Source organism: Thiobacillus sp. SCN 63-57 (assembly GCF_001725555.1).
GTDB lineage: Bacteria > Pseudomonadota > Gammaproteobacteria > Burkholderiales > Thiobacillaceae > Thiobacillus.
The window spans coordinates 123065-138418 of record NZ_MEGP01000004.1 but is presented as its reverse complement, the minus strand read 5'-3'; the positions used below and the strand labels follow the sequence as shown (position 1 = coordinate 138418).

15 protein-coding genes are annotated in these 15354 nt (G+C 63.8%); 1 reads left to right on the top strand and 14 read right to left on the bottom strand.

Annotated elements, in window-relative coordinates:
- Positions 1-9: 9 nt before the first annotated feature.
- The 6 genes from ABT23_RS02430 to ABT23_RS02405 all read right to left on the bottom strand — a co-directional run bounded on the left by ABT23_RS02430 (position 10) and on the right by ABT23_RS02405 (position 7075).
- The gene (locus tag ABT23_RS02430; protein WP_296630630.1) at positions 10-1299 is read right to left on the bottom strand and encodes an HD domain-containing phosphohydrolase; all 1290 of its coding nucleotides are present in this window, start codon (positions 1297-1299) and stop codon (positions 10-12) included.
- A gap of 108 nt (positions 1300-1407) precedes the next feature.
- Positions 1408-3567 (bottom strand): primosomal protein N', encoded by a 2160-nt coding sequence (locus ABT23_RS02425; protein ID WP_296630628.1) that lies wholly within the window; start codon positions 3565-3567, stop codon positions 1408-1410.
- Positions 3568-3908: 341 nt separating this feature from the next.
- Entirely contained in the window at positions 3909-4751 is an 843-nt protein-coding gene (locus ABT23_RS02420) for a Tim44-like domain-containing protein (protein WP_296630626.1), read from the bottom strand.
- 116 nt (positions 4752-4867) lie between these two features.
- On the bottom strand, positions 4868-5944 hold the full coding sequence (gene hemE / locus ABT23_RS02415; protein ID WP_296630624.1) for a uroporphyrinogen decarboxylase: 1077 nt from the start codon (positions 5942-5944) through the stop codon (positions 4868-4870).
- A gap of 69 nt (positions 5945-6013) precedes the next feature.
- The gene (locus ABT23_RS02410) at positions 6014-6589 is read right to left on the bottom strand and encodes a glycine zipper 2TM domain-containing protein (protein WP_296630622.1); all 576 of its coding nucleotides are present in this window, start codon (positions 6587-6589) and stop codon (positions 6014-6016) included.
- 75 nt (positions 6590-6664) lie between these two features.
- Positions 6665-7075, bottom strand: coding sequence for a hypothetical protein (locus tag ABT23_RS02405; RefSeq protein WP_296630620.1), 411 nt, complete (start codon positions 7073-7075; stop codon positions 6665-6667).
- Between the two features lie 320 nt (positions 7076-7395).
- Between ABT23_RS02405 and ABT23_RS02400 the strand changes: the two genes are divergently transcribed.
- The gene (locus ABT23_RS02400) at positions 7396-8550 is read left to right on the top strand and encodes an outer membrane protein transport protein (RefSeq protein WP_296630618.1); all 1155 of its coding nucleotides are present in this window, start codon (positions 7396-7398) and stop codon (positions 8548-8550) included.
- 81 nt (positions 8551-8631) lie between these two features.
- Here the strand turns inward: ABT23_RS02400 and ABT23_RS02395 are convergent, their stop codons facing one another.
- The 8 genes from ABT23_RS02395 to ABT23_RS02360 all read right to left on the bottom strand — a co-directional run bounded on the left by ABT23_RS02395 (position 8632) and on the right by ABT23_RS02360 (position 15354).
- Positions 8632-8994: a hypothetical protein gene (locus ABT23_RS02395; RefSeq protein WP_296630617.1), complete on the bottom strand. Its 363-nt coding sequence runs from the start codon at positions 8992-8994 to the stop codon at positions 8632-8634.
- 64 nt (positions 8995-9058) lie between these two features.
- A complete protein-coding gene (locus tag ABT23_RS02390) occupies positions 9059-9538 on the bottom strand; it encodes a BON domain-containing protein (RefSeq protein WP_296630615.1) in 480 nt (159 codons plus the stop codon).
- A gap of 65 nt (positions 9539-9603) precedes the next feature.
- Positions 9604-9918 (bottom strand): EF-hand domain-containing protein, encoded by a 315-nt coding sequence (locus ABT23_RS02385; RefSeq protein ID WP_296630612.1) that lies wholly within the window; start codon positions 9916-9918, stop codon positions 9604-9606.
- Positions 9919-10204: 286 nt separating this feature from the next.
- Entirely contained in the window at positions 10205-10372 is a 168-nt protein-coding gene (locus ABT23_RS02380; RefSeq protein WP_296630611.1) for a DUF1328 domain-containing protein, read from the bottom strand.
- Positions 10373-10530: 158 nt separating this feature from the next.
- Positions 10531-11883, bottom strand: a complete 1353-nt coding sequence (locus tag ABT23_RS02375; protein ID WP_296630607.1) for a sigma 54-interacting transcriptional regulator — start codon at positions 11881-11883, stop codon at positions 10531-10533.
- Positions 11880-12359, bottom strand: a complete 480-nt coding sequence (locus ABT23_RS02370) for a hypothetical protein (protein ID WP_296630604.1) — start codon at positions 12357-12359, stop codon at positions 11880-11882. The genes ABT23_RS02375 and ABT23_RS02370 overlap by 4 nt, the downstream gene beginning before the upstream one ends.
- Positions 12356-13822 (bottom strand): HAMP domain-containing sensor histidine kinase, encoded by a 1467-nt coding sequence (locus ABT23_RS02365; RefSeq protein WP_296630602.1) that lies wholly within the window; start codon positions 13820-13822, stop codon positions 12356-12358. The genes ABT23_RS02370 and ABT23_RS02365 overlap by 4 nt, the downstream gene beginning before the upstream one ends.
- Before the next feature lie 83 nt (positions 13823-13905).
- The gene (locus tag ABT23_RS02360) at positions 13906-15354 is read right to left on the bottom strand and encodes an FAD-dependent oxidoreductase (RefSeq protein ID WP_296630599.1); all 1449 of its coding nucleotides are present in this window, start codon (positions 15352-15354) and stop codon (positions 13906-13908) included.

Sequence of the window (15354 nt, the reverse complement as noted above, 5' to 3'; positions counted from 1 at the left end):
GCCGGCGAGTCAGCCTGCCTGGAGCAGCGTCTGTGCGCGCGCGACCCAGAACTCTACGGCGGCGCGGCCGGCGCTGTCGTCGCGAAGGGCCGCCCAGCGACGACGGACCTCTTTCAGGATGTCGCAGACCTGCCGGTGTGATTCGCTGGTCATGAGTTGTATTTCGGCCAGCACGGCCGTGTCGTTCTCGATTCCAGTCGTGAAGGCGGCTAGCGCGTCCGGATGGAAACCGGTCTCCAGTAGGGTGCGTTCCAGGTCGGTCAGGCGCTGGTTGACGAATGTCACCAGCGGTTCCTCGGCCACCTCGGGCGGACAGGTGTGGTGTGCGTGGTGCCACAAGCGGAACACTTCGGCCAACTGGTTGAGCTGAGCCGCCACCGATTCGGACGAGATGTTGTCCGCCCGCCCGCCCGGCTCCGCCCGCTCGCCGCTGTTGAGCAGCCTGACGAGATGATTGATCAATTCGCGGTCGAATTTGCGCCGGTTCATTTTCAGCATCACCGCCAGGCGAGCGGCGCCGTGGGTGTGCCAGCTCTTTTCGAACAGGGCGTTGACGGCCTCGGCCAGCATCAGAATCTGGCCTAGGCGGCCGATTTCCTCGCCCTTGAGCCCGCGCGGGTAGCCGCTGCCATCCAGCCGTTCGTGGTGCTCGAATACGGCTGTGCTGATTTCCGGGTGGAACATGGGATAGGTTTGCAGGATGAGATAGGCCGTCATCGGATGAGCGTAGATATGGCGCATCGCGTCCGGATCGAGCGCATGGCCGGGCCGCAGCAGGGCGGGATCGATATGCAGTTCGCCGATATCGTGAAGCATGCCCGCCGTGGCGACACTTGCCAGGTCGCGCTCAGGTAGGTGGCTTTTGATGGCGAGGATGAGTGCGATCAGCGTCATCTGCACGCTGTGCTCGAAAATCTCCGGGCGTCGCTCGCGTGCCACCGTGAGTTTGAACGCGAGCGGCGCGTTGAGCGGCATGGCATAGAAAGCGTTGAGCAACTGTGCGGTCCCGGGCAGGCTGGGGCGGAAAAACTGGAAGCGGGGCTCGTTGTCCAGGATCTCGCGGGCGCGGTCGCGCAGGCTGGCGTTGGTGACGCCATCGGTGACGGAGAGGCATTCGTCGATGGCCGGAATCAGCTTGTGCTTCACCAGCTTTTCACGCATGGCCGAGTTGATGCGTGCCCCGCGGTCGATCAGCTTGATGCCGTTGCGGGTGAATATTGCCTGGGTCGTGACGACCTCGTGGGTATCGCCCAGCGCGGTCACGCTATTGATGTAGTGCTCGTCGTAGTGTTCGCTCATCGGTGTTCCGCCATCGTGTGGGCTTCGATGCTGTGTTAAATCCGCGCCCCAAGATACGTTATCGAACGGAAACCGGTCTAATTGAGGACTTTCGACATACAAGGACCGCTAGAACACCAGCGGATCGACGTCGAGCGACCAGCGTGCGATACGCGGTTTGATGCTGTCGAGTTGCGGCCGCCAATCACGAACGAAGGCTTGCAGGGCCTGACGCTGCGCCGACTGGATCAGAAGTTGTGCACGTTCGAGATTGGCCACGCGCGCCATCGGCGCCGGCGTGGCGCCGAATACGCTGACGCCGACCGTGTCCGGGGCCCGCGCCGCAGCGTGTTGCAGGAAGGCCAGCGCCGCCTCCATCGTCGTCGCTTCGGCGCGCAGCAGCACCTGGCGGGTGAACGGTGGCAGATCGAGCTGCTTGCGCTCGGCCAGCAGCGTGTGGGCATAGCCGGCGTAGTCGTGGCGCTGCAGATAGCGGAACAAGGGGTGGTCGGGGAAGGCGGTCTGGATCAGTACGCGGCCGGGTTTGTCGGCGCGCCCGGCGCGCCCGGCTACCTGCATCAATTGGGCGAACAGGCGCTCGGTGGCGCGGAAATCCGGGCTGTAGAGGGCGCCGTCGGTGTCGAGGATCAGCGCCAGCGTCATGTTGGGAAAATCGTGGCCCTTGGCCAGCATTTGCGTGCCAACCAGGATGTCGACTTCGCCGCCATGCACCGCTTCGCCGAGCTCGGCCCAGGCGCGCGGCCGCATGGTGTCGCGGTCGATGCGGCGAATGCGTGCGGCAGGCAGGAAGGCGGCCAGCGTTTCCTCCAGTCGCTGCGTCCCCTGGCCGAGGGCTTTGAGGTCGGGGTTGCCGCAACTCGGGCACTCGGGCGGGATGCGCGTCTCGAATCCGCAGTGATGGCACTTCAGCCGGTGCGAGGTGCGGTGCAGCACCAGCCGCGCCGAGCAGCGCGGGCAGGGCGACACCCACGCACAGCTCGGGCAGTACAGCGCCGGGGCATAGCCGCGCCGGTTGAGAAAGACCAGGCTCTGCTCGCCGCGCGCCAGGGTGTCGGTCAGCGCCTGTAGCGCGGGCCGTGTCAGGCCGTTGTCGACCGGAATGTGCTTCAGGTCGACGAGCTCGATGTCCGGCAGTTGCGCCTGGCTGATCGCGCGCTGTTTCAGTTCGATCAGCTGGTAGCGGCCATTCAGGGCCTGCGCATAGCTTTCCAGCGAAGGCGTGGCCGAGCCGAGTATCACAGGAATATCGGCCTGCTTCCCACGGGCGATGGCGACGTCGCGTGCCGAATAGCGCAGGCCGTCCTGCTGCTTGAACGAGGCGTCGTGCTCTTCGTCGACGACGATCAACCCCAGCCGGGGAAGCGGCGTGAACACGGACAGTCGGGTGCCGAGCAGGACGTCGCAGTCGGGTGCGGCGAGCCAGTTTTCCGCGCGCGCGGTTTCGCTCAAGCCGCTGTGCAGGGTGGCGATACGCCGCCCGGGAAAACGACGGCGGAAATGTTGTTCCAGTTGCGGAGTGAGGGCGATTTCGGGGATCAGCACCAGCACCTGCCGGCCTGTTGCCAACACCACATCGATCAGGCGCAGATACAGCTCGGTCTTGCCGCTGCCGGTGACGCCGTGTATGAGGTGGACGCCGAATGGTCCCAGCGCGGGCAGCAGGCGGTCGAGCGCAGCCTGTTGCTCGACGGTCGCCGCGGGGGCCGCCTGGGTCGGTGGCGCATGGCCGGCAGCGGGCGGCAATCGCGACCATTCCGCCCAGCCGGCCGCAACCAGCGCTGCGGCGTGGCGGCCTTGTTTCTGTTCACGCAATGTCGCACGCGCCTGTGGCGCCGCGCGCAAGGCGTCGAGCAGGGCGCGTTGTGCGCGGGCACGAGCGGGGGGTTCGGTCGTCCGCCCTGCCTCGGTCACGACCAGCCAGGGCGTGTCCGCGGCAAACGGCGTCGCATTGCGCAGGCGCGGCGGTAGCGTGGCGAGCAGGATCGCGCCCAGCGGATAGTGGTAATAGTCGGCGCAAAACTGTGCCAGACGGAGGATGTCGGGCGACAGCGCGGGGCGATCGTCCAGCACGCGGATGACGTCGCGCAGCTTGTCCGCCACGATGGCGCTATCACTCTGCCGTTCCAGGGCGACGCCGATTTGTAGCGTTCGGCCGAACGGGACTTCGACCAGGCTACCCGGCTGCACCGGACCCAACTGCTCCGGCAGGCGATAGTCGAACAGCCGGTGCAGCGGGGTATCGAGCGCGACCTGGAGGATGAACGGCATGTTAGTGGCGAATCTTGGTCAGGTATCGGGAAAGTTTCACTAACTGATTGTTAGCCAAGGGTAATTTGGCGTTGTCCACGCAGGCTGTGGATAATTGTGTGGGTGATTTGTGTCGATTGCCCCCAATGCCCGTATTCAGGCGGGTCAGCCTTAAAGACTAAAAAGCAGGCAGGCCGACAAATCCATATTATTCAGTTACTTATAAACAAGGTGCGACTGTCAAGGTCTTGACACAAAAAAAGTTCCCGTGCGTCAAAACTGTGCATAAGTTGATGCTTCTATTGCCGCAATTACGGGCCTTGTGCACGTTTTTCGTGCACAAGGCCTTGTTTTGTCTGGGTTTATGCTTGCTGAATCCCGGCAATTACCCAGCCGCCCTGGCCTTGGGCGGGTTTGCTGAGGTGCCATACCTCATCGAGCGGGGTGGCGCCGAGGTCGTCGGCCGTTTCGCGAACCATCCCGGTGAAACGGACGCTGACCACATGGTGACCATCCTCGTCGGTGGCTTCGAGCACCTCGGCGTCGAGCGCCATCACGTCCGTGGTTTGCGCAGCCGCGCCGCGCTCGGCCAGTTGCATGCGGATTTCGGCGAAGACTTCGGGCGAGGTAAAGGCGCGCAGGTCGTCCAGGTTGCCGGCGTCGAAGGCTGCCTGGAGACGGATGAAGTTGAGCTTGGCCTCGCGCACGAACGCCTCGGCGTCAAATCCGGGCGGAAAGGTGGGGATGGGGCTACCGAATGCCCCGGCTGGCACCTGCTCAAACCTGGAGGATGCAGGGTTCATTGTGGAAGCCGGCATGCCGGCATATTGCATGGCCGGCGTTGTGGGCGCAGCGCGGCGCATCAGGAAGCGGAACAACATGAACGCAGCCATGGCCAGCAGTGCCAGCATCAGGAAATTGGCCATTCCTTCGCCGAAGCCGAAGTGTGAAGCCAGGGCGGCAAGCCCGAGGCCCGCGGCCAGTCCTGCGATCGGCCCCATCCAACTGCGTTTCTGCGGGGTGGCCGGGGCCGGCGTGCCGGCCGTCTGCTGGCGTTGCGGCGCAGGGGCGGCCTCCTGTTTGGCGGGCGCGCTGCGCTGCATGCCGAAGGACTTGCCGCCGCCGAGGCGTCTGGCCTCGGCGTCATGGGTGGCGAACGCGAAGGTGAGAAACACGGCGAACAGGCTGATCAGGAAAGGTTTCACGATGAGGCTCCGTAATGTCGACGAGAGCGGGTATGGTGACGTAAACCCAACCGTGCTGAAAAGTCGATTTTTATACGTAAATTATTCGAAATTTTCGATTCTTTACATCTGGAAAATCAGTTTTCACCGGCGGCACGCATGGCCCGGCTACGGCTGTGCACGGCCTCGACCAGGATGCTGACGTTGTCCGGGTTGGTGAATTGCGAAATGCCGTGGCCGAGGTTGAATACATGGCCGGGATGGTTGCCGTAGCCGTCAATGATGCGCGCGACTTCGCTGCGGATGATATCCGGCGTGCCGTGCAGGGCGCTGGGATCGAGATTGCCTTGCAGCGCCACCTGGCTGCCCACGCGGTGGCGCGCTTCGCCGATGTCGATGCTCCAGTCGAGGCCGACCGCGTCGGCGCCGCAGGCGGCGATGGCTTCCAGCCAGTTGCCGCCCCCTTTGGTGAAGACGATGCTCGGCACGCGTCGGCCGTCGCGTTCCTTGATCAGGCCGTCGACGATGCGTTCCATGTAGGCGAGCGAGAATTCCTTGTACGCGTGGGGCGTCAGGCTGCCGCCCCACGAATCGAAAATCATCACGGCCTGGGCGCCGGCCTCGATCTGCGCATTGAGGTAGTCGGTCACCGCCTGGGTGTTCACTTCGAGGATGCGATGCAGCAGGTCGGGGCGGCTGTACAGCATGGTCTTGATGTGGCGGTAGTCGTCCGAGCCGCCGCCTTCGATCATGTAGCAGGCCAGCGTGTACGGGCTGCCGGAGAAACCGATCAGCGGCACCGAGCCGTCGAGCGCACGGCGGATCGAACGTACCGCATCCATCACGTAGCCCAGCTTGTCGGTCGGATCGGGTGCGGAAAGGTCGCGGATTTCCCATTCGTCGCGCAGCGGGCGCTCGAAGCGCGGGCCTTCGCCGGTCGAGAAGTACAGTCCCAGTCCCATCGCATCGGGCACGGTGAGGATGTCGGAAAACAGGATCGCCGCGTCGAGCGGGTAGCGCGCCAGCGGTTGCAGCGTCACTTCGGTCGCCAGATCGGGGGTTTTGCACAGGGTCAGGAAATCCCCTGCGCGTGCGCGGGTGGCGTTGTATTCCGGCAGATAGCGCCCGGCCTGGCGCATCAGCCACAACGGCGTGTAATCAGTAGGCTGGCGCAGCAGCGCGCGCAGGAAAGTATCGTTCTTGAGGGCAGACATGAAGCGGGCCAGGACGCAAAGTCGGCATTTTAGCAGGCTTGGCGTCGCCGACCCGGAAGCGAGGGCTGATCAGGTGCGGCGGAAAGACCATTCCCCGCGCCCGGCCGGGCAGGCCAGCACGTCGTGTGGCCGTTGGCCATCGACCACCAGCGTGGCGTAACGGCAGCCATCGCGCGCATCGCCGCGCGGCGTGAAGCGATAGGCGTGACCGTCATGGCGCCACGCAACCGGAACGCCCGGACGGCCGAGCTCCAGGGCATGTCCCATGCAGGCGCGATCGCGGGCATCCATGCTGTCGCCGATGGCGTGGCCCAATACCGCGCCGAGTACGCCCCCGACCACCATGCCGACGACGCGATCGTCGCGTCCCGCGACCTGACCGCCGATGACCGCGCCGGACACGCCGCCGATGACCGCGCCGATTTCGTCGCGATTGCAGCGGCCGGCCGGGATGCCGTAGTCGTGCACATAGACGACCCCGCTTTGGCCCCGGTAATGTCCGGCATGGCGGTGCTGCCGACGGCCGCGGTCATCGTCGTGGTGCTTTTTGTAGTAACCGTGCGCCGGGGCATGCTCGGGCGGGTCGGCCCACGCCGGGCTGGTGCCCGCGAGCGCCGCCAAGGCCAGTGTGACAGGCACGTTCATGATGTGCTCCTGGGTTGTCTTTGGAATGGAAGTGATTGGAGTAGAAGTGATCCACGTAGCCGGCGGTGGCCGGGTTCAACGGGGCCAGGTATTGTAGGCGTAGCGTGCCTGGCGGTCATGCCGTTCTGCCCGGATATTGCGGCCGGCCTGGTCGAGTGCATGGTCGAGACGCCGGAACTCACGGGCGTCGATGATGCCGTCGGCGCGGAAATGATGCTCCATGGCCTGGATTTCGTGCTGCTCGCGCATCAAGTCGCGGACTTCATGGCGGGTCAGGCTGCCGTTATGTTTGCCAGCTTCGATACGATCCATCTGCCGCATCTGGCGCGCATTGATCTGCTGACTGTATGCCTGGCTTTGTTGGTAGGTGTGCCTGACCTGGGGGTGACCGTAACGATCCCAGTCGGCTTGCGCGGCGGTCGCTACGAGGCTCAGCCCCCCCAGCATCAGCATCCCGAGGCGGGTTGTAATCAGTGTGGTTTTCATGATGTGGCTCCTGTTCGGTTGATCAATGTCCCCGATGACAACTTTAATGCCGGCGGACAATTGCACTCTAGGCGCGCCGTGTAAGCGGCATGTTTGGAGCAGGTAACCACATGTAACGCAATGTAACGCCCTGCGGGCTAATGTTTTTCCGGCTGGTGCCGATTCATGATCAAGGAACCAGAGATCCCCCTCGCAGCATTGCCCATCCTGATGCATCAGATTTGCAAGACCCCGGCCCGCCCATACGGGCACATACATAAATAGGTTAGAATTTTCGAGTTTTCTAAAAATCTATAACGCGTCCTTCTAGGAGAACCCCGATGCAACTGAATAAACTCGCGGCCACGCTTGCCGCGGCGGGCCTTGCTGTGCCCGGCTTGGCCATGGCAACCAATGGCATGCTCATGGAAGGCTATGGCCCCATTGCCACCGGCATGGGCGGTGCGGCCATGGCATATGACAACGGCACGGCCGCCATGGCGAACAATCCCGCCACGCTGGGCCTGATGGCGGAAGGCAGCCGGATCGATGTGATGCTGGGTTTCGTGGGCCCGGACGTCAAGACGTCGATGGGGATCGGTAAATCCAAAGCGGATGCCTTCTACATGCCGGCATTCGGCTACGCGAAAAAAATGGGCAAGCTGACTTACGGCGCCGGCATCTACGGCCAGGGCGGCATGGGTACCGAATACGCCAGCGGCGATATGGCGCAGGTGAGTGTGGGGCGGGTGATTTTCCCGCTGGCCTATGCGGTCAATGACCGCTTCAATATCGGCGGCAGCGTCGACGTCGTCTGGGCCGGAATGGACATGGTGGTGACCGGATACGGCATCAACTTCAAGGACGGCAGCGACTTTACCGGCGCCGCCAAGGGCTACAGCCTGGCAGCCAAGCTCGGCTTCACCTACAAGCTGGCCGATGCGCTCACCGTCGGCGGCGTCTATCAGTCCGCCGGCAACCTGCCTGACCTCAAGGACGGCATCTACAAGGTGAAGGGCTTCGACATGCCGGCCACCCTGGGCCTGGGTCTGGCCTGGCAGGCGAACGACAAGCTCATGGTCGCGGCCGACGTCAAGGACGTGCTGTGGGGCGACAGCATGAATACCGTGACCATCTACAAAAACGGTGCCGTCTATGCGCCGTTCCAGCAGGATTGGAACGACCAGATCGTGCTGTCGCTGGGTCTCGCCTACAAACTCAACGACGCCCTGACGGGTCGCATCGGCTACAACCACGGCAAGAATCCGATTCCGGATCAGTTCGTCAACTACCTGTGGCCGGCGATCGTCGAAAACCATTACACGGCAGGCTTCGGCTATGCCTTCAGCAAGCAGTCCACCGTGAATTTCGCATTGAGCTATTCGCCCAAGGCCTCGGTGACCGGCACGGGACCCAATCCGCCCGTCGGTAATGGCGGCATGGTCATCGACCATAGCCAGTTGAACTGGCAACTGATGTACAGCTACGCGTTCTGATCGTCGTTCGATCCACACCCAGCCGGTGGCACGCGCGTGCCACCGGCTTTTTTTGGGTCTCCGCGTCGCACCGGCATGGCGCTATTGTTTCGGCATGTCGGAGCCAGGCTGCGAACCGTCCGAGTGGGCTTCCTGGGCGGGCGCCGCCGCCTCCGGGCTGGCGGATGGCGTGTTCATCTGTTGCGAACGCGCATCCTCCGCCTGCATGTCCTTGACGGCCTGATCGACCTGTTCGCCGGCCTGTTCCACCGGACCCTTGCTGTCACAGCCGTTCAACGCCAGCAGGGACGTCAGCAACGCCAGTACGCCGTATGAGGCATGCCAGGCATGTGTCCGCTTCGATTTTTGCGGGGCGGCAGCCTGCAGTCTGATTTCTGCCCCGGCGCCGCTCCATTCGTACAGCCGCATATGCTCATCGTTGAGGTGTTGCATGGTCTGATGCATGTGATTCTCCTGGTTGCGGCCGAGACAGCGGCACCTGCCGCCGCCGGCCTGATCCCTACTGCAATCAATTCTTGATCTGCAGGGTGTTCTTGACACCGGTGACGCCTTTGACACTGCGCGCGATTTTCTCGGCCTCGGCGACCTGAGTGGCGTTGTTGACCCAGCCGGCCAACAGCACCGTGCCTTTGTGGGTCTCCACGTCCACGCCGAGTCCCTTCATGCCTTCGTCTTTCAGCAACATCGTTTTGACCTTGGTGGTAATCCACGCGTCATCGATATATTTGCCGGCCTTGATGCGGTCGCCGCTGGCGTCGGCCTTGACGAGTTCATCCTGGCTCAGGCTGTTGTCATGGTTGGTGTCGCCGTCGCGGAAGGCCTGCGCCTGACCGCCGTGTTCCTGGAATTCCGTCAGGCTGATCTTGCCGTCGCCGTTGCTGTCGTAGGTTTTGAAGCTGGCCGTCGCGGCCAAGGCCTGCCCCGCAACACCCGCGCTGAACATGCTGGCAAACGCCAGCTTCAAGAGCGTTCGATTAAGGTTTTTCATGTTGGTCTCCATTGACATAGGGTGATTCGATCCGGGGCGCATACGCCAGCCGGCCGTTCACATGTTCACAGGCGATCGTTGGGACTCGGCATGCCCGGGGCCGCAGGATTGGCAGGTGCCGCGGGAGGCGTGGACGCGCTCCCTTTCTTGACGAATTCATCGTGGCTCAAACTGCCGTCGCCGTTGGCGTCGATCATGCGGAACGTGCCTTCGTTACCGCCCTGGGCCTGGTATTCCTGCTGGCTGACCTTGCCGTCGCCATTGCTGTCATAGGTTTTGAAGTCGGCTGCCGTCGATGCGGCCAGAGCGGAAGTGGCAGCGGCGGCGCCCAGCACGCTGGCCAGCGTCAAGGTCGTCAAGCGATGGTGGATGTATTTCATGGCTATCTCCTGTAATGGGTTGAGTCGAATGCACATGCACTCAAGCGGACTACAGCGACGACCGTGCCAGTTATTTTTTCCGCTGTTGAATCAAAGCCTTGAGATGGGGCAGCGGTAATTTTTTCCAGGGTCCTGGGGCCTCGACCGGGTAGATATGTCGCCGGCCGGCGACACGGGGGCATGCTGTTTTATAAGCCTATGTTTTTTCTTGTCATTTTTGTATGTCGATGGCGACAGGCCATAAAAAGGGGAGCCTGGGCTCCCCTCTTCATGCGGCACGACGGATTTACATGGTCGGCGGTCGGCGGCCCGTGGCCAGCATGACAAGAAACACGACCAGGCCCACGACAAACAGGATCTTGGCGATCCAGGCGGCGGTGCCGGCCACGCCGGCAAAGCCGAAAATTCCAGCGATGATGGCAAGGATCAGGAACGTGATGGCCCATCCAAACATGATGTTCTCCTCTGATAATTGATAAGCGCCAAGAAGGCGGTATCCCCTCAATGCAGAGTGTGTGCCAAGCGAAAATCCTTATTTGAATCAACGGACTGCGGGGTTGGCGTGCAAGCCGGCGACAGCCTGCAAGATGCAGGCGTCGCCCCTGCCCGACATTAGTCGGTTTCGTCGCGATCCTTGAACAGCGCGGGGGTGAGGTCGTGGCGCTGCAGCAGTCGGTATACCTCGGTGCGGTTGCGTCCGGCCAGCCGGGCCACTTCGCTGACCTGTCCGCGCGTCAGCTTCAGCAGGGTGATGAGGTAATCGCGCTCGAAGGCTGCGCGTGCCTCGGCCAGGGGTTGGATGTCGGCGGGTTTGTCGCGCAATGCCCGCCCGACCAGCGTGGCCGGGATGGTCGTGGTGGTGCACAGGGCGACGCACTGCTCCAGGACGTTGTGCAGCTGCCGGATATTGCCCGGCCAGTCGGCCGCTACCAGCATGTCGAGCGCATCGGGTGCGAAGCTGTGGATGCGGCGGCGGTATTTTTCCGTCAACAGACTCAGGAAATGCTGCGCCAGCAAAGGGATATCCTCACGCCGTTCGCGCAGCGGCGGCAGCGTCAGGTTGACCACGTTCAGCCGGTAATACAGGTCTTCGCGAAACTCGCCGCTGACGATCGCCTCCTCCAGGTTGCAGTGGGTCGCCGAGAGAATGCGCACGTCGACCGCGCGCGTTTCGGTCGCGCCGACCGGGCGTACTTCGCCCTCCTGCAGCACGCGCAGCAGCTTGACCTGCAGCGGGGCCGGCATGTCGCCGATCTCGTCGAGGAACACGGTGCCGCCCTGCGCGCTGAGGAACAGGCCGGGATGGTCGCGTCCCGCGCCGGTGAAGGCGCCTTTGACATGGCCGAACAGTTCCGACTCGAGCAGCTCGGCCGGGATCGCGCCGCAGTTGATCGCGACGAAGGGCTTGGCGTGACGCGGGCTGGCACGGTGGATCGCACGCGCCAGCAATTCCTTGCCGGTGCCCGATTCGCCCTGGATCATCAGCGCGGCGTCAATCTGGGCGGCCAGACGGGCTTCGGCCAGCAGCGTGTCCATTGCCGGGCTGGCGGTGACAATGTCGCTGCGCCAGCTGTCGTCGTGCGTTTCTGGACTGCAGCCGGTCAGCCGGGTGGCACGCTTCAGCAGGTCGACCAGCGTAGGTGCGTCGTAGGGCTTGGTCAGGTAGCCGAACAGCCCTTGCTGGGTGGCGGCCACCGCGTCCGGGATGGTGCCGTGCGCGGTCAGCACGATCACCGGCAGCGACGGGTCGCGTGCATGGATGGCCCGAAACAAGGCCATGCCATCGATACCGCCCATCTGCATGTCAGTCAGCACGGCGTCGGGCCGCGCCAAGGCCAGCTGTGCCAGGGCGGCCTCGCCGCTATCGACCGCCTCGACCTTGAACCCGTTGGCTTCCAGCCGCAGGGTGATCAGTTCGCGCAGTGCCGCGTCGTCGTCGACGACCAGGATAGCGGGTTTCTTCATGGCGATTTGGGGAGCGTGTTGCGCTGCTGCAGGGTTTTTTCCAGCGCCTTGATCTGATCGAGCTTGTCCTGCAGCTCCTGCGCGCGCGCAGTCTGTTGTCGGAGCTCGATGCGGGCCGAGAGTGATTTCTTCATCAGATCGAGCAGCGTATGTGCGCGGGGATCGACGTCGTCGATCATGGCCAGGCTCTTGAGGCTGCGCTCGAATGCGTCCACGCTGTCTTCGCGTTCCAGCAGCGCGGCCTGCTGGAAACGCTTGGCATCGTCGAGGCGGCGTTCATTGTCCAGCGCGGCCAGTTCGCGTCGGCGCTGTTCGGGAGACAGCGCCGCCACCCGCGACAGCTCGTTCAGGAGTGCCGATGCGCTCAACCCGAATAGCCGGGCGCCGGGTTGAGCCGGCTGGCCGGGCAGGGGCGGGACGACGCAGGCGCTCAGCGTCAGCAAAAGACTGGCAAGCAGGACGGATTTGAAGCTCATTCGGTACGCGTCAGGTTAAGCGGGCCGCGGTAAGCGGGCCACGATAATCGGAAACAGGTCGACCAGGGCGGGCGATCGACCACTTCGACGTTGCCGCCGACAGCCAGCAGCGACTCGCGCACGATCGACAGGCCGAGCCCGCTGCCCCGAACCACGCTGGCGGGTTGGCGCGCGCCCTGGAAAAACGGCTCGAAGATGTGGGAGCGTTCGGCTTCCGGGATGCCGCCGCCCTGATCGCATACCCAAACCTCGATCGCGCCGTCGACAGACGCACTCTTCACCAGGATGCGTCCGCCCTCGGGACTGAATTTGACCGCATTGGACAACAGATTGTCGAGAACGGTTTCCAGCTGACCGCGCTCGGCATGGAGCACGGGCGCGTCGAACTGCGTTTCGACCTCGATGTGGCGCGTATCGAGCCCCAGCCTTTGCCGCGCCAGGACGGCATCGAGCGCGTCGCCCAGCGCTTGCGGCGTGGCGGGCGAGGGCGTGGCGTCGCGTACCATGCTGCTGTAACGGATCAGGTCTTCGATGCGCTTCTGCAGGTCGCGGCTGCCGCTGTCCATGATGCCGACGATGCTGCGCTGGCGCGGGTTGAGGCTGCCCGCCAGTTCGTCGCCCAGCAGCGCCACGCCTTCGCGCAGCGATGCGAGCGGCGTCTTCAACTCGTGCGACACGTGGCGCAGGAAGCGCAGCTTCTGTTCTTCCAGTGCCTGCAGGCGCTGGCGCAGCCAGTCGATTTCCCGTCCCAGTTCGACGATATCCTGCGGTCCGCTGATGGCCGGCAAGGGGCGCAGGTCAGCCTGGCCGAGCTGCTGGATCGAGGTCTTGAGCTGCTTGATCGGGCGGTTGATCATCCAGGAAAACACGGCCGCGAGCAGCAGCGTCAGGGGAATCAGGGCCAACGCCAGCACGATCAACCGCCGGCGGGTCGCCTGCACCGTGCCTTCCAGCGCCTGCAATTCGCGCTGCACCGCGGCATCCGCCTGAACGAGCAGGGTGCGCGCGACATCATGCAAGTCATCGAAGGTCGGATCGAGGGCGTGAAACTGGTCGCTGTCCAGGAATTCACCCGGCCGCACCTGGCGATACAGGGTCTGGCTGCGCGCCTGCAGCGTGGCTAGCGTCGCGCGCGAACGGAGGTCGGTGAGCTGCGTATCGAGTTGCGACAACTGGGTGCGCAGTTCGTCGAAGCTTTGTCGCAGGGCCGGCCCGAATTCGGCGTCCTGCAACAGATGGTATTGTCCGGCGGCGCGTTGCAGCTGGCTGACCGACTCGACGATCTGCCGCACGTCGCGCGTGACGGCAAGGCTGGTGTGGGTGAACTGTCGCTGGGTTTCGACCACGCCTTGCAGCACGTGCACCGCATTGATCAGGCCGCTGGCGAGCGGCACGATCAATACGCCCATGGCAACGATGACCAGGATGGTGAACGAACGTGGGTAGTAAGGGCCTGAAATCATCCGGTAAGAGCGGTCGATGGCAATGCCGCAGCATACCCCGATGGGTGGACACGGGTGCGGCGGCCGCACCCGTGCAGGCGGCGTTACAGCAGGTCGAGGTAGGCGAGGATGCCCTTGGCGGCCTCGCGGCCTTCCCATACGGCGGTCACCACCAGATCGGAGCCGCGCACCATGTCGCCGCCGGCGAAGACCTTGGGGTTGGCGGTTTGGAAGGCGTGCGACTGCCCCTTGGCGATGACGCGACCGCCCGGATCGACCGCGATCTGGTGCTGTTCGAACCACGGTTGCGGATTGGGGCGGAAGCCGAAGGCGACGATTACGCGGTCGGCCGGAATGACTTCCTCGGAGCCCGGAATCACCACCGGGGTGCGGCGGCCGCGCGCATCGGGCGGGCCGAGTTCGGTGGTCACGAGTTTCACGCCTTCGACCTTGCCGTCGCCGACGATCTCGACCGGCTGGCGGTTCCACAGGAACTGCACGCCTTCTTCCTTGGCGTTGCCGACTTCGCGCTTGGAGCCGGGCATGTTCTTCTCGTCGCGGCGGTAGGCGCAGATGACCGAGGCCGCGCCCTGGCGGATGCTGGTACGGTTGCAGTCCATCGCGGTGTCGCCGCCGCCGAGCACCACGACGCGCAGGCCCTTCATGTTGTGGTAGACCTCGTCCGGCTTGGCCAGGTCGAGGCACTTGCGCACGTTGGAGATCAGGAAAGGCAACGCTTCCAGCACGCCGGGCAGATCCTCGCCGGGGAAGCCGCCCTTCATGTAGGTGTAGGTGCCCATGCCCATGAATACGGCGTCGTATTCGTCGAGCAGGGACTGCATGGGAACGTCCTTGCCGATCTCGGTATTGAGGCGGAATTCGACGCCCATGCCTTCCAGCACCTCGCGGCGGCGCGTCATCACCCATTTTTCCATCTTGAACTCGGGGATACCGAAGGTCAGCAGGCCGCCGATTTCGTCGTAGCGGTCGAATACCACCGGCTTCACGCCGTTGCGCGCCAGCACGTCGGCACAGCCGAGTCCGGCAGGGCCGGCGCCGATGATGGCGACTTTCCTGCCGGTCGGAACGACGTTCGACATGTCGGGACGCCAGCCGGCCTTGAAGGCTTCTTCGGAAATGTATTTCTCGATCTGGCCGATGGTCACCGCGCCGAAGCCGCCCGTGTTCGGCCCACCGCCGACGGCTTCACCGAAGCCGTCGGTATTGAGGGTACAGGCCCCTTCGCACAGACGATCCTGCGGGCAGACGCGGCCGCACACTTCAGGCAGCGAGTTGGTCTGGTGCGACAGTTCCGCGGCTTCGAACAGGCGCCCTTCGGTCACCAGCTTGAGCCAGTTGGGAATGTAGTTGTGCACCGGACACTTCCATTCGCAATACGGATTGCCGCAGCCGAGGCAACGGTCGGCCTGTTCCTGCGCGTGCGCCGTATCCATCAGCGCGTAGATTTCGCGGAACTCGTGCTTGCGGACATCGGCGGCCGTCTTTTCGCCGTCGCGCCGCGCCTGCTTCAGAAACTGGAATACGTCACCCAT